The following is a 13,608-nucleotide window of genomic DNA, read 5'->3' on the forward strand; positions in this document are numbered from 1 at the left end:
ACGGACGGACGCACCCTCGCCGCCGCCGGGGCTGACGGGTCCGTGCGGTTGTGGGATGTAGCTTCCAGAAAGGTCCGCCACACGCTCACGGGCCACACGCGCGGTGCTTCCTCGGCCGTGTTCAGCCCGGACGGACGCACCCTCGCCGCCGCCGGGGCTGACGGGTCCGTGCGGTTGTGGGATGTAGCTTCCAGAAAGGTCCGCCACACGCTCACGGGCCACACGCGCGGCATCCTCTCGTTCGCGTTCAGCCCTGACAGTCGCACCCTCGCTGTGGGGCCAGAGTACGAGGACATAGCGCTGTGGGATGTGACCACCGGGAAGACCCGACACACCCTCCCCGGCCACACGAGCTATGCAACCAGTGCTGCTTCGGTGGCGTTCAGCCCGGACGGACGCACCCTCGCCGTCGGGACGGAGGATGGCAAGTCCGGGAAGGTAGTCCTATGGGATGTGACCACCAAACGGGTCCAGCAGATCCTTCCTGGCCACAAAGACGGTGTTCTCTCGGTGGTGTTCAGCCCTGATGGTCGTACGCTCGCGACCTCCAGCTTCGGCACGGAGGTACGGCTGTGGGAAGCGGCCACCGGAACGGTACGGCACACTTTCACCGGCTACACCGGTGTCTTCTCCATGATGTTCAGCCCTGACGGCAAGACCCTCGCGACTGCCAGCAGCGACACCACTGTACGGCTATGGGACACGACCAGCAGAAGGATCCAGCACGCCCTCATTGGTCACACTGACGACGTAACCTCGGTCGCGTTCAGCCCTGACGGCCGCGCCCTCGCCACTGCCAGCAGGGACAGTTCCATACGGCTATGGGATATGGCGGGTAGCCGAGCCCGCCACATCCTCATTGGTCACACTGACGACGTAACCTCGGTCGCGTTCAGCCCTGACGGCCGCGCCCTCGCCACTGCCAGCAGCGACGGATCCGTACGGCTGTGGGACGTCGCGTCCAGAAGGGTCAGGTACAACTTAACGGGCTACACCGCGATCTTCTCGGTCGCGTTCAGTCCCGACAGCCGCGCCCTCGCCGTCGCGCCAGAAGGAAAGGACGCGGTGCTGTGGGACGTGACCACCGGCAAAGTCCGGCACACCTTCACCGGACATAGAGGCGGCGTCAACGCGGTCGCGTTCAGCCCCGACGGGCGAACCCTCGCCACGGCGAGCGTCGATGGACCCGTAAGGCTATGGGATGTGACGTCCAAAAGGGTTCGGCACACTTTCACCGGCTACACCGGTGTCTTCTCCATGATGTTCAGCCCTGACGGCAAGACCCTCGCAACCGTCAGCTTCGACACGGCCGTACGGCTTTGGGATGTGCCCACGAGAAAGGTCCGCCACACTCTCACCGGCCACACCGACGACGTAGCCTCATTGGCGTTCAGTCCTGACGGCCGAACCCTCGCCGTCGGAGCACTGGGTGAAGACTGGGCGGTGTGGCTATGGGACGTGGCCACTGGACAGACCCGCAGCACCACCTTCCTTGGTTACACCGGCGGCGGCTTCTCGGTGGCGTTCAGCCCCGACGGCAAGACCCTCGCCACGGGCGCAGCCGCATTCAACGAAAGTGACGACCGGGCGGTGCGCATGTGGGACGTGGCCACTGGCCAAACGCGCAGCACCACCTTCCTTGGCCACATTGGCGGCGTCTCCTCACTGGCGTTCAGCCCCGACGGCAAGACCCTCGCAACCGCCGGCGAAGACAACACCGTGCACCTCTGGGATGTGTCCCTTCCCGGATCGTACGAAGCAATACGCAAGATTTGCCGCGCGCTTCACCGAGACTTCACCTCGACCGAACGCTCGTTGTACCTCCCAGATCGAAACCGCAGCCCTGTCTGCCCACGGAACACAGACGCCTGACCGCTGCGGTGCGCCTACTGGAGACCTGGTCAGCGGGGCCGAGCAGCTGCGGAAGCCTGCTCACATGTGCTCACTTCTGTAACGTGGTGTGGATGGCGGAGACGACGTACTCGATCGTGGAGGCCCGCGCCCGCCTCGGCGCCATTGCCCCGGAAGTCAGCGCCACCCGGCAACCGGTCGCCATCACCGACCACGGCCACACCATCGCGATAATCATCAGCCCCGCCGACGCCCTGGAGCTCCAGGAGCTGCGCGCGCCGGCCGCCTACCGCGCCCGTCAGGAACGCGGCGAGAACGCCGGCATCCCGCACGACGAAGCGCAGCGCCGTGTGTTCGGCGGATCCGGGGCATGAGCTACGAGGTCATCTGGGAGCCCGAGGCACTTACCCAGTCGTAGAAGTTCGCCCAGGACGACCCCGACGGAGTATGACAGGTGTTCACCGCCGTCGACCGCCTCGCCGACCAACCACGGCCGAAGGGCGCGTTCGGCAACAGCGACATGTTGCGTATCCATGTCGGCCGCTACCGCGTCCTCTACGAGATCACCGATCGGCAGATCCGCGTCAACGTCATACACCTCGGACGCCTCCGCTGACTCCGCCCCCCTTGGGTGTGTCGCCGCAGACCGGGCCGCGCGGCAGGGGAGCATAGAGGCGCGTCCCGAGGCGGCTCCGTCACCCGGCCCCATCTCCGCCGGAACCGCCGCGGGCTGGCAGCCAGAACCTGGCCTGGCGCCGGCTGCCAGCCAGGGACCATCCCCGCAGCGCGGGGCCGACCGCGTCCCGGACGGCCACCCCGTCGCACGGGCCGGATCATCCCCGCAGCGCGGGGCCGACACCAGCTGCCGCCCGAGACGCGTCACGTGCGCGGGATCATCCCCGCAGCGCGGGGCCGACCTCGACCTGCTCAGCGACGGGTCCGTCGTCGGAGGATCATCCCCGCAGCGCGGGGCCGACGCACGTCTCGCCGACGATTTGTCGACACGCTCAGGATCATCCCCGCAGCGCGGGGCCGACACTTGTTGACCTGGTCCTTTGTCGGTGATCATGGGGGTTTTTATTCAGTTGTGTTTGGAGGGGTGGCGAGTTTGCCACGCTGTGCCTCCGTCAGTTTATCGGTGAGTGGCGGGTGTTCACCGTGTCGTGGATACAGCCGGCCACGGGTCGCTGCGGCTGGCTGGGGACTGTCGCGGCGGGCGACTTCGGTCCCTTGACCGCCTGTATGCCGCTGGTGGGCTCTGTGAATCACTGGCGGGCGATCTCCACCCCGGCCATCCCTGGGGTCTCCGGGGTGGAGATCGTCGCTGTACGGGCCGTTCGGCGTGGTTGTCATGATGCCGCAGAGAGCCGGTGCGCCGGGGCCGGGACTTCCCCGCGCCGTTTGTGGGCGAGCGCGGCCCGGACACTGGTCTCCAGCCTGTCCGAGGCATGGGCCTTTTTGTGTTGTTTCTGGAGAATCTCCTCCTGGGCGGCGATTTCGGTGAACGCCTCCTCGGGCTCCCGGTTCTGCCGCAGTCGCCGGGTCTGGTCCTCGGTGGCTGCGCGGACGCGGGCGTCCATGGCGGTGTCGTGGGTGTTCGGGTGCTTCTGGTGGGCGGCGAGCGCGGCCAGGTACCCGGGATTCTTCGGCCGGGGCCCGGCCGACTGCCCGGCCGGGGCTGGCTCCGCGCGCACCGGTGCGGTGCCGTACGCGGGCGGGGCCGGGGCCGGGGCGGCGGGGGCGTCGACGCCGCCGGGTACCAGGATCTTGAGGTGGCGGATGGTGTTCTCGCCGACGGCCGCGTTGACCTTGGCGATGATCTGGCGCTGGTGGAGGTTGAGTTGGGTGCGGTAGGCGTCGGAGCAGGGTCGCAGGTGCAGGGTCCGGGTCTCCTCCTCGAATGAGACGGCGGCGACCTTCCCGGCGAGTTCGGGGGCGATGGCGGGCCACTGGTCGAGCACACTGCCGCAGCGGGCGGCCGCGTCCCAGCCGCGTTCGGCGAAGACCAGCCACCATGTGTCCGGAATCGCCGGAGCGCAGGACATCCTTGCTCGTTCGGCTGCCGACTGCTTTGTGGGCTGGGCACGATGCGGAGATGACCTTCACCTGGAAGACCCCGCCGTGGCAACGGCATGAGGACTGCACGCACATGGCGGTCACCCTCGTCCACACCGGCGGCGGGAACATCGCTACCTCCGCCACAAGCCTGCGGGGCCACGATCCCACCGAGGCGCTCGCCGACTTCCTCATGGGCGACCCGGGCGGCCGAGCGGCGGCGTCGGTGCCCGGACTCGTGGCCGTGGTCGTCCGGCGCGGCATCGACGTGATGTGGATGGCCCAGCCGCCCATTCAGGTCAGCTCCTCTGCCTCGGGCGAATGGACCCTCGCCGTTCACGGGGTGGACGAAGCCGACGTGACCGCCTTCTCCCCGGACCAGGTACAGGACCTGCTGACCCGGCTACGCACCGCCTACCCCTCCCGGTAGAAAGGCTGGTGACGGCCGCTACGGGCGGGTGCTGTCGCCGTGGAAGCCGATCTCCTCAGTCACCTGGTCCACCCAGTCGAACCACGGGTCCAGGTCGCCGTCTACGACGTCCGCCTCGCTCAGGCGGACGACGTAGACGTCCGGCGTGCCCAGGGGCGTCATTCTCTGGGATTGAGGGCGCCCACACCGGTGCCGATGTAGGCACTCGGTTCGAGCGAGAGGAGCGTGGCGCTGACACCAGCGCGTTCGGCCAGGATCGCTGCTGCAGCAGGGTGCATGATCCGCCAGTCCATGCGCGCCCAGGCAGCGCCCATGAGAGCGTGATCCCGCGTGTAGTCGTCCACGACGAGGAACCTGCGCTGCAGCACATGCTGCCCTGCACCGCGTTTCTCCCGCTCCGCGGCCACCGCCGACAGCGCGGGCACGACCAGCTCGGCGTGCCCGTAGCTGGCCTCGACGTACAGGCCATTGAGGAATTCGTCTCCCTCAGCCAGCGCCTGCACGCACGTGTGATCAAGCAGGACACGAATCACGCGGCGTGGCCTCGCTCCAGCTCCTGGAGAAACTCCTGGGCCCTGGCCCGCGCCTCACCCGACACCGTCACCCCGGTGGTCTGCTGGATCTCCTCCATCGCCAGCTGCGCCCGCTGCTCGCGTTCCTGCTGCGTCAGCTCCCTGGTCACCAGCTCCTCTAGGAGGTCGTTCATCGTGGTGCCGCGCTCGCGGGCCAGCGCCCGCAACCGGTCGCGGACATCCCTGGTCGTCTTGATGCTCGTGTCCTGATCCGCCATACCCCCGATTCTACTGCGAGTAGAACGCGCGGGTCAGGCCAGAACCCCATCCTCTCCCAGGTCGATGGCCGCCACGCTCAGGAAAGAGCACGCCGGCCCCGTTCACGCGGTGACCGCGTCGTTCGCCGCGGCGACGGTCCGAGAATTGATCAGGCGCCTGGGTGGCGTACGCCGTGGGGTCGGGGCGCAGGTCCGGGACCCACGTCCGGGCGCGCGGACGCCCCCGGGTCGCCCCCGGGCCCGCTTTGAGGCAACTGCTCTGAGCTGCGGCTTTCAGAACGCGGCGAGGTGCGCGGGCGGGCGGGGGCCGGAGACGGCGAGGCGGGCGCTGCCGGTGCGGGTCTCGCGCAGGAGGTCCCGCCAGTCGGTGTGGGGCAGCCAGACCTTCTCGGTGAGGTGGGCGGTCCAGTCGAGGAGGTCGGCGCGCAGGTGGAGGCGGGCGGCGGGGATGCGGTAGTGGAACGGGTCCTCGCGTTCGAGGTCGCAGTCCCGGTGGTCGGCGCGCCAGGCGGCGGGGGCCGGGAGGGCGCAGAGGTCAGCCAGGTCGAACGAGACGCTGCCGTTGAGGGGGTCGGTCTGCCGCTGCTCCAGAGCCTGGTATGCCTGCTGGGCGGTGTCGGCCTCGCGGCGGTTGACCCAGAGGTAGCCGTCGTCCTGGGCGATCTCCTGGGCGCAGGTCGAGCAGATTAGGGTTAGTTCACGGTCCATCAGAGGGCCTCCATGGTGGCGGGCTCGTGTCCTTGGGTCAACGTCCGGTCGGGGCTCTTGGTGATCCCCGGCGGCCCGGCTCAGGTTCGGGTCATGTCCGCGAAGGGGCCCCGCCCGGCCTGGCCGGGCGGGGTGCAACACCTCGCAGGCACGCTGCCCACACACGCATATCGGCCGCCGGAAATCCGCCCCCGCGGATGCGGAGCCGAGCCGATCGACAGTTTCAGATCCGCGTTGTGGACCGGACCATTTCCACAGGTGCGGGGTCGACTGATCCGACTTCCATCCGACATCAACCGTGATATTCCGACACGGGATTTGAGATCCCACACGTGAATTTCGAGTGATGCGGTTTCAGGATGATGAGCTTGCGGGAGCGCTATCGCCGGAGTCGGAGGTGGCGAGTGGTTCGCCGTTTGTGGTAGCGGAGGTGTTCTGCATTGCGGCTGGGTGGCAGTTGGGGCACTTGGCCATACGGACTTCGTCGCCGGGCAGTGTGACCTGGATCCATCGCAGTCCGAGATCGGGGCCATCGCAGGTGCCACACCACGCCGGTAGTGGCCCCAATCGCGCCGCGGGTAGGGGTGGTGGCTCAGGGATGATCCGTTCGCGGGCGGCAGCGGCTTCGAGATAGGCCGACGCGAGTTGGGTGTGGCCGACGGCCGCATGATGGCGGCCCTCTACGAGTAGCTGGCGGGCCTGGTGGAGGAGCTCTTCCGCTGTGGTCAGATGCTCGTAGGGGGAGGGCAGGTGGATCACCTTCTGCTAGTGGTGGGAGTTCAGGGGCGATGGTTCCGTGAAGGAAGCCGGCGATTTCGGCTTTGGATCTGCGGGGGCGGGGCGGCGCCCTTGCGTGTTTCGGCGACAGCGCAGAACAGGCAGCGGGGGCCTCCCGGAGCAGCGGGGTCTAGAGGGGCTCCGGGGTGGCGAAGGCATCGAGAGGATGATCGCGGCCGGGAAAGTTCACGAGCGATGATGAAGGCTCCATGAACCAGGTCTGCCGCGAGTGCGAAGTCCTCGTCCGGCGAACGGTAGTGGAGTTCGAAGGAGACGTCGTTGATCCGCCGCATCCGCTCAAGCAGGACTTCGTGACTGTAGGGGGGCGGCGGAATCTCGTACTGAAGGGGTGCGTTGGTGACTCCTTGGCGGGCGCGGGGGTCCCCGAGGCGGCGGTTGCTGTTGCAGAACAGGCACTGCCCCCAGCCCGGTGGGGATTCAGGATCCACGGGGCCGTCCGGGTGGATCGAGCAGTTCGTGGAGTGCCTCGACGGGGCCAGGTTCCGGACCGTGGTGAACACCTGGTAGAGGGAGTCGGCGATCGCGTCGTACTCCGTGGGGTCCCCATAGTCGGGGATTGCTCGGATGCGATCGTCCACGCTGGGAAGCCGGGAGCGCAGTTCCCGCAAGAGGAAAGGGCGCTTGGTCGGAACGCGGTACGCCGAGTGCTGCGGGAAATCCACGAATGGCACGTCACCGTATTCGACCAGTGCCGTGCCACCCAAGCTGGAAGGGATCACCCGCGGGAGGGAATCGATCCACCCCGCCGGGTGACCCTGTCGGCACCTTGAAGGCGACCGTCGCCGTACGGGCCGCCCGGGCGCCGTAGGGACAGGCTGTTCATGCTGTCGTGCGCAGTGCAACGGCCTGCGGCACGGCGATGCCCGCGCGTTCTTGCCGTGCCCTGCGCTGCGCGGCGGCCTCGGTCACGGCGGCTTGGCGGCGGCGCTGGAGGCGGGCCTGGTCGATCGGAGCCGGCGCGTCGTCCGGCACCGTGGGCGGCTCGGGGAACGCGCGACGGGACAGCTCCCGCATCGCGGCGGTCTGCCGCTCCACCGCGTCCGCGATGCCGGGGTCGACCCGGGACGGCACCATGGCCTGGCGGTGCGCCTCGATCGCGCGACGGTAACCGTCCGGCGGGGTCCGGCGCTCCACCGGCGCGGCCGGCTGTGGGGCCGGGTCGGCGGCGACCGTGACGGTGGCGGTCCTCGCGGGTGCGGGCGCCAGGACGTGCAGGGCGCGGACGTTTGCGCCGGACACCGCCGCGTTGGCTGCCGCGATCAGCTTCGGGGCGCTCCAGCTCCAGCGCAGCTTCGTTGCGACGGCCGGGGCGTCGGGGACGACGTCCAGGCGGCCGGTGTCCGCGTCGAACGCGGCCGCCTTCACGCGCCCGGCGAGCTCGGGCACGGCTGCGGTGAGGATGCCGTCGAAGTCGGCGAGGACGGATCCGCCGGCGGCCGGGGCGACGATGCCGCGCTCGGTCATCATCATGCCGATCGCCGCACCGAGCCCGAGCGGCTCACGGTCGTCACGGCGTACGACGGTGGTGGTGCGCCGCTTCGGCTTCCTGGTGATGGCGCCGTTCTTCTTCGCCGCCTCCCGGGCCGCGATGAGGGCCTGGCGGGCTAGGTCGACGCCGCTCAGCTCGCCGGTCATGCGATCACCGCCCCGGCGGCGTCGGCGTCCAGCGGGCGGGCGGCGAGGCCGGGCAGCCGCTGCGCCCACGACGCGGGCCGCTCGGGCCGGGCGGCGGCCTGCTCGCGCAGCTGCTCCAGCCGCGCGGCCAGCAGGTACGCGGCCACGCGGTCCCTCGCCGTGTCGGCGGCCTTCGTCGCGGCGGCAACGGCGTCCGCGCCGGTCGGGTTGTTCCGGAACCAGGGGCGGCCCTGCTCTGCCCGGAACGCCCGGCGGGCCTCGGCTTCGGCCTCCGGGGTGCCGCGCAGCATCGTCAGAGCGTTCTCGCGGTGCTCGCCGACGGCCTGCTGCGCGGTCTGGAACGCGGTGAACGCGTACGCGTCCGCAGCACCTTGCGGATCGGCCTCCAGGGTGGCCACGTCGGTGATCCGCAGGAACTCCTGCCACTCGGCGGCGGTGGCGTTGCCGATGGCCGTGCGGGCCCCAGCGAGGGCGGCCGCGATGCTGCTCGGGTCGGTCAGGTCGGCGGACCCGGCCGCCGCGACCAGCCCGGCCTCCACCGTCAGGGTCTCGGTCTGACGGCGGTGGTCGCACGCCTCGCACAGCCCGGCCGACCGGGCCTGCCCGCAGTCCTTGCACGCCAGCGCCTGCCGGACCACATCGGCGGCCGCCGCGGCCGCGCGTTCGGCTTCCGCTCGCTCCTGGTCAGCCGCACGGGCCGCAGCGCGCAGGGACTGCTTCAAGGCGGCCTGCTCACGGCGCCACACGAAGTCCTCGGCGTCCAGCGCCGCGTACTCCTGGAGACGGGCCTCCACGGCCTGCGGGCGCGCCTCCCCGTCGAGGCCGGGCTGCTCCCGGTCGACATCAGCCGCTGCCTGGGTCCGCCAGCCGCGGCGGATGTGGATGACGTTGGCGCAGTTCTCGCACCCGGTCCCGGTGTCCAGCCTCATCCCGTCGTCGCACCGCAGGTCCGAGCACGCCTGGCGCTGCACCAGGCCCCGCTGGATCAGCCACGGATACGGGCGCTTAATCAGGGCCTCGCCGCCAGCCTCCTCCAGCCGATCGGTGAGCCGGTCAGCCAGCAGCCGCGGCGCACCACCCGGCAGCGCCAACAGTCCCTCCAGGCGGGCCAGTTCCGCCTTCGCCGCCGCCTCCACCCGGTCCTGCTGCCACCCGGACAGACCCTCCCACAGCCACGAGACCGGCCTCAGGGCCACCTGCAGACGAAAATCATCAGGTAGGCCCACCCGCCGCCGTTGCTGCGCCTTTCCCACCCCCCACCCCCCGGCCTGCGGCCGGCCACCGGCCCCAGCTACGGCAGTGCGCTGCCCATCACGCTCATCGACCGGGGACTCCTTCGGCTTTTCCCCGCGCAGCGGGCCGCCCTCCACCACCGGCAACGCCGAACCGGCAGCGGCGTCATCGCCAGCGACGGCCGGGTCCTCGCCCGCGCACACGCGCTCCGGCCGACGGCCGTCAGCCCCACGGCCTTCGCCGGAAAAACCACCAGAGAGCTGCGGAGGAACTACGGGAGTAACCACAGAAGAGTGATCAGTGTGAAGGGCTGCCGCATCGTCGGGGTCTGAAAACCCGGGCTCTAGCTCCTCCCGCACCTCGCTGACCTGCGGGTTTCCCTTCCGCTCCGGGGTGTTTCCAGGCATTGCCGCATCGTCGGGCGACAAAACAGACGAACCGCCGTCCCCCGCGCGGTCCTCCCGAGCCGCAGACCCCACCAGGGAAACACAGTGCGCGGCCGCGATCGCCGGAATCACCAGCCGAGTCCGCTGCGACAAATCCGATCCAGTCCCCAACCGAGGCCGCTCCACCACACCGCTGTCCTCCAGCCGCTCCAAAACCCGCTCCGCACCCGGCAGCGCGCAGCCCAGCAACCTAGCCAGCGTCGCCGCGACACGTCCCCGATGTTTGTCCACCCGACCCCCGCACAATCGCACCCGGCCGTTCTCTCTGGCCTCCAGCGCCAGCAGCAGCAGACCCAGCCGATCGGTCGCCGCACCGCGCCCCGTCCGCGACGCCAGCAGCCCGGGCGGCGTACCCCTACCATCCGGCCGCACCCACCCCGGCGCGAACAAACCCTCCACAAAGCGCAACAGCGTCGCCAACTCGGCCTTGGATAGGGCCAGGGGGTGCCCGATCACACGCCGGGCATCTCGCAGCGCCACGACGGTGCACCGCAGACCCCAGTCCTCGCCGAACTCACCCGGCAGCGTCTCGATCTCCACCGCGCCCGAACGGCGCAGAACCGGCACCACCGCGGACGACACCCGCGATCCCGACAGCCCGATCCACCGACCCAGCTCCGCAGCCCGGATCTCCACCTTTCCTGACTCGGTCGGCGACTTCGCCATCAGCACGACCGCCGCTAGACGCACCGGATCAGCCACACCCTCTAGCTCCGGCATGTTCAACAGAGCACGCACCGCGCCACCCAGCCGGGCACGCGCATCCCGCCCCAACGCCAACGGCTCACCCAGACCCCAGACGGGAGCCGAGCCAGGCAGTGAGGGAACCGAACGCAGATCCCGCTGCCGAGGAACACCACCCCGGCCCTCGCGCTGAACAACACCAGCGGCCGACGCCGCCACGGCGCTCACCGAACGTCCCCGGAAGGCGCGCCCTTGTAGGTTCCTACCGGAAACGAGGCTTCCGGCAGGAAAGGGGGAAATAGGGGTGAATCGGGCGTCGATCCCGTCGTGCGGGAAGATCGCCATGCCTGAACCGGGGTGAAACGGACAGGGTCAAGCTGACAAGGGACACCACTCTCAGGCACTATGAGAACGACCTACCTTCCATATAGCTGGACCGACCAGAGTCCCTCGGGGCGGCCGAGCCAGATGTGCGGATGTGTGGTTGTCCGCCCCCTTCGTGAGAAGCGGGCGGCCGGACGAGGAACCAGAGGCGGGCTGTTCGCTCCTTGAGGTGATTCGGACGGGTGGTGCGGACGGCCCTCGGGCTGGACGTGCGAAGTGCGGCGACCTCCTTGCTGGTGGTTGTTGCGCGGATTCGTGTTCCGACGGCCCTTGCCGGGGCCGGTGGAACGAGCGGCCGAAGCCCCTTGCCGGGGGCGACTGCCGGTGGAACGACCCGCTTGCCAAAGCGGGGTTTTGCAGTGAGTGAAGAACGCTCGAAGAGCTGAAGCCCAGGGCCGGCGCTAACCGGAATCTGGGCGGCCGACCTGATGGTCGGAGAGCCGGGCCGCGCGGCCGAAGTGGATTGCTGTCCACCTCTTTTAGCGCGCGGCCGATGACCTAGGTCATCCCGACCCCCTCGATACCGAAGGCGGCGTCGGCGAACCCGGAAGCAGTGGGAAGTGTTAGGTCATCTCCCATCGGACGCCGCCTCGATGGCGGCGTCCGGATGCTTTACGGCCAGCTTCCGAAGGAGATGTGCGTACGCGCGGCGATTCCCACGGTGAGGCTGGGTAGCCCCGGCCTCCCACCGTGCGACCGCGAGACGCTTGACGCCGATGGCGTCTGCGACTTCGGCCTGAGTGAGGCCGGCGGCGAGCCGAAGCTGCTGCCGGACTTGGGGCGAGGGGAGGGTGTCCTCCTCCACCAGGGCGTCAATTCGCCTCAGCGGATCGGACATCGGAACCTCCACCGTAGGGAATGATTCCCCAAAAGATACATGCTTCCGGCGATCTTCGCTAACGACAACGAGCGTGTTGCCATACGAGACACCGATCGACTTCATCAGGCTCCCCTCCCCCGCTGACGACCGCCCGTTCCTGACGTGAGAACGCACAGGTGGACCCTGGATGCCCCTGAATCGGAACAGATTTCGAGCGGCCGTTCCAGCGCTCTTGGACTCGGAACTCCGAAGCTCCTGCCGGGCGGTAAGCCGGTGCACAAAGCGTCCTGCCACACGGAAGCAGGACTTGAGCGGCTGTCAACGGCTTCGGGCGAAGGTCAGTCCATGGGTCACCGGCTTCCTCGCAGTTCGCGAAGATGGGCGACGAACGCCTGAGCCTCGGTGGCGTTGGCGTAGTGAGACTGAAGAGCCTGCCCAAGGTCGGCAGCCACCATCGCGAGCGATGGCAACGACTTACGCTCCCCCGTCAGGGCCCGCTCCCCGTAGGCGAGCGCGGTGTCCAGGTCACCCTCGCGCGCGGCGACCACGCCGAGCGTGACGCGGGCTTCCGCGATCCGCATGGGTGATCGTTCCGTCCCGTCGAAATCCGTGCCCGCTCGGATGACCTCATTGGCCAGCTGCTCCGCGAGCCGGTTCTCGCCCGACTTTCTTAGTGCGTCCATGCGGTAGAAGTCGTACTTTGCGGGGTCGACGACGAAGTGGTTCTCGATGTTCTCGGGGTACGGCTGGAGTTCGAGGATCAGACGTCCCTTGTCGAGCGCGACCTCGGTCTGCGACCGGTCGCCCAACCTGGCCCATGCCTTCGCCTTCTGTGCGTACAGCTGCGCGGCGACGCTCTCGGTCGGCGCCACAGCGATGCCGGCCTCCGCAGCCGCGATGACGCCGCGGTAGTCGCCCCGGGTAAGCGCGAACCACGCCCGCATTTCGTGCGCCCAGCCCTGCACGCTCAACTCCCCAGCCTCCTGACCGAGCATCAGCGCGGCCTGCCGGGTTGCCTCCGCGTCGCGCGGACGTCCGGAGTCGTACTCCACACAGCCCACCAGCAGTGCCAACTTCCCAGCGAGCGCGATGATCTCGCGGTGCTGCGCCAGGCTGACCCGCTGGTGTTGGAGGCCGACGACTCGGGCGAGCCACGCCTTGCCCTCCAGAAGCAATTGGTCGGCTGGCATGTACGCGTACTCGCAGCACAGCCGGTCCGCCGTGATCCGCAGCGCGTCCAGAGTCGCGACATCCACATCCGACGCACGCAGGCGCGCGATGATGTCCACGGTGTCCATACCGCTGACCTGCAATATTTCCGCGCGGCCGTCCCGGCGCGACCTCTCGGGGAAGAACGCGCCAGTGGTCGTGCCGAAGGTGCTGGCGATGGCCGACCGGTACTTCACCGGCTGCGCGGCACCAGCCTCCCAGCGCTTCCACTGGCGCAGCAGGTCCTGCTCGCCCACGACCTGGTCCTCAGGGAGACGGGCCATCAGCGCGCGCACCGCGTCGGCCTGCGACCAATCACGCGCAGCCCGCTCCTCCACCATCCGGCGAGCCCAGTCGGGACGCTCATCCATCGCAGTTCCCCTTCCCCGCATGGTGCAGCGGCGCATTCTGCGTTCCGCCGGATTGGTGCCTGCGGAACAGGAGGTCGCCCTTTCTGTGGCTGAGCATGGCACCTCCTCCCAACCGAGCGGAGGTGACAAGTGGGGGTGACATCTTGAATGTCACCCCCGCTTGTCACTTTCTGTAGTGGTGGACGTCATGGACG

The 13,608-nt window shown here is 69.1% G+C and carries 12 protein-coding genes, 1 pseudogene and 1 CRISPR repeat array; of the genes and pseudogenes, 4 read left to right on the top strand and 9 right to left on the bottom strand.

Annotated elements, in window-relative coordinates:
* From ABZ348_RS30435 to ABZ348_RS30445, 3 genes and pseudogenes are all read left to right on the top strand, one after another.
* A pseudogene (locus ABZ348_RS30435) lies at positions 1–1,872 on the top strand (hypothetical protein); the annotation flags it as partial.
* Between the two features lie 92 nt (positions 1,873–1,964).
* Positions 1,965–2,225, top strand: a complete 261-nt coding sequence (locus ABZ348_RS30440) for a type II toxin-antitoxin system Phd/YefM family antitoxin (RefSeq protein ID WP_358938491.1) — start codon at positions 1,965–1,967, stop codon at positions 2,223–2,225.
* An 80-nt stretch (positions 2,226–2,305) separates the two neighbouring features.
* Positions 2,306–2,467 carry a type II toxin-antitoxin system RelE/ParE family toxin gene (locus ABZ348_RS30445; RefSeq protein WP_358938493.1) on the top strand — a complete coding sequence of 54 codons (162 nt, stop codon included), beginning with the start codon at positions 2,306–2,308 and terminating at the stop codon, positions 2,465–2,467.
* Positions 2,468–2,621: 154 nt separating this feature from the next.
* Positions 2,622–2,888: a CRISPR direct-repeat array (repeat unit 27 nt; unit sequence GGATCATCCCCGCAGCGCGGGGCCGAC).
* Positions 2,889–3,200: 312 nt separating this feature from the next.
* Here ABZ348_RS30445 and ABZ348_RS30450 read toward each other — a convergent pair.
* Positions 3,201–3,896, bottom strand: coding sequence for a DUF721 domain-containing protein (locus ABZ348_RS30450; RefSeq protein ID WP_358938495.1), 696 nt, complete (start codon positions 3,894–3,896; stop codon positions 3,201–3,203).
* Positions 3,897–3,946: 50 nt separating this feature from the next.
* Here ABZ348_RS30450 and ABZ348_RS30455 point away from each other — a divergent pair, with 50 nt between their 5' ends.
* Positions 3,947–4,336 (top strand): hypothetical protein, encoded by a 390-nt coding sequence (locus tag ABZ348_RS30455; protein WP_358938497.1) that lies wholly within the window; start codon positions 3,947–3,949, stop codon positions 4,334–4,336.
* Between the two features lie 18 nt (positions 4,337–4,354).
* Here ABZ348_RS30455 and ABZ348_RS30460 read toward each other — a convergent pair whose 3' ends face one another.
* The 8 genes from ABZ348_RS30460 to ABZ348_RS30495 form a co-directional block, all read right to left on the bottom strand.
* A complete protein-coding gene (locus ABZ348_RS30460) occupies positions 4,355–4,498 on the bottom strand; it encodes a hypothetical protein (RefSeq protein WP_358938499.1) in 144 nt (47 codons plus the stop codon).
* Positions 4,495–4,869, bottom strand: a complete 375-nt coding sequence (locus ABZ348_RS30465; RefSeq protein ID WP_358938501.1) for a PIN domain-containing protein — start codon at positions 4,867–4,869, stop codon at positions 4,495–4,497. Before ABZ348_RS30465 ends, ABZ348_RS30460 begins: the two co-directional genes overlap by 4 nt.
* A complete protein-coding gene (locus ABZ348_RS30470) occupies positions 4,866–5,126 on the bottom strand; it encodes a hypothetical protein (RefSeq protein ID WP_358938503.1) in 261 nt (86 codons plus the stop codon). Before ABZ348_RS30470 ends, ABZ348_RS30465 begins: the two co-directional genes overlap by 4 nt.
* A gap of 273 nt (positions 5,127–5,399) precedes the next feature.
* Positions 5,400–5,834: a hypothetical protein gene (locus ABZ348_RS30475; RefSeq protein ID WP_358938505.1), complete on the bottom strand. Its 435-nt coding sequence runs from the start codon at positions 5,832–5,834 to the stop codon at positions 5,400–5,402.
* A 1,617-nt stretch (positions 5,835–7,451) separates the two neighbouring features.
* Complete coding sequence (locus ABZ348_RS30480; RefSeq protein ID WP_358938507.1) at positions 7,452–8,267, bottom strand: DUF721 domain-containing protein; 816 nt, start codon at positions 8,265–8,267, stop codon at positions 7,452–7,454.
* Positions 8,264–9,463 (bottom strand): hypothetical protein, encoded by a 1,200-nt coding sequence (locus ABZ348_RS30485; RefSeq protein ID WP_358938509.1) that lies wholly within the window; start codon positions 9,461–9,463, stop codon positions 8,264–8,266. Before ABZ348_RS30485 ends, ABZ348_RS30480 begins: the two co-directional genes overlap by 4 nt.
* Positions 9,464–11,582: 2,119 nt before the next feature.
* Positions 11,583–11,852: a helix-turn-helix domain-containing protein gene (locus ABZ348_RS30490; protein ID WP_358938511.1), complete on the bottom strand. Its 270-nt coding sequence runs from the start codon at positions 11,850–11,852 to the stop codon at positions 11,583–11,585.
* A 332-nt stretch (positions 11,853–12,184) separates the two neighbouring features.
* Complete coding sequence (locus ABZ348_RS30495; RefSeq protein ID WP_358938513.1) at positions 12,185–13,414, bottom strand: XRE family transcriptional regulator; 1,230 nt, start codon at positions 13,412–13,414, stop codon at positions 12,185–12,187.
* Positions 13,415–13,608 lie beyond the last annotated feature (194 nt).

Origin of the sequence: Streptomyces sp. NPDC005963, from assembly GCF_040638655.1 — a bacterium.
Lineage (GTDB): Bacteria > Actinomycetota > Actinomycetes > Streptomycetales > Streptomycetaceae > Streptomyces.

Excerpts from the sequence above, each read along its gene's own strand:
- ABZ348_RS30440 (WP_358938491.1), top strand. The coding sequence starts at position 1,965 with ATGGCGGAGACGACGTACTCGATCGTGGAGGCCCGCGCCCGCCTCGGC.
- ABZ348_RS30450 (WP_358938495.1), bottom strand. The coding sequence starts at position 3,896 with ATGTCCTGCGCTCCGGCGATTCCGGACACATGGTGGCTGGTCTTCGCC.
- ABZ348_RS30455 (WP_358938497.1), top strand. The coding sequence starts at position 3,947 with ATGACCTTCACCTGGAAGACCCCGCCGTGGCAACGGCATGAGGACTGC.
- ABZ348_RS30460 (WP_358938499.1), bottom strand. The coding sequence starts at position 4,498 with ATGACGCCCCTGGGCACGCCGGACGTCTACGTCGTCCGCCTGAGCGAG.
- ABZ348_RS30470 (WP_358938503.1), bottom strand. The coding sequence starts at position 5,126 with ATGGCGGATCAGGACACGAGCATCAAGACGACCAGGGATGTCCGCGAC.
- ABZ348_RS30475 (WP_358938505.1), bottom strand. The coding sequence starts at position 5,834 with ATGGACCGTGAACTAACCCTAATCTGCTCGACCTGCGCCCAGGAGATC.
- ABZ348_RS30480 (WP_358938507.1), bottom strand. The coding sequence starts at position 8,267 with ATGACCGGCGAGCTGAGCGGCGTCGACCTAGCCCGCCAGGCCCTCATC.
- ABZ348_RS30490 (WP_358938511.1), bottom strand. The coding sequence starts at position 11,852 with ATGTCCGATCCGCTGAGGCGAATTGACGCCCTGGTGGAGGAGGACACC.
- ABZ348_RS30495 (WP_358938513.1), bottom strand. The coding sequence starts at position 13,414 with ATGGATGAGCGTCCCGACTGGGCTCGCCGGATGGTGGAGGAGCGGGCT.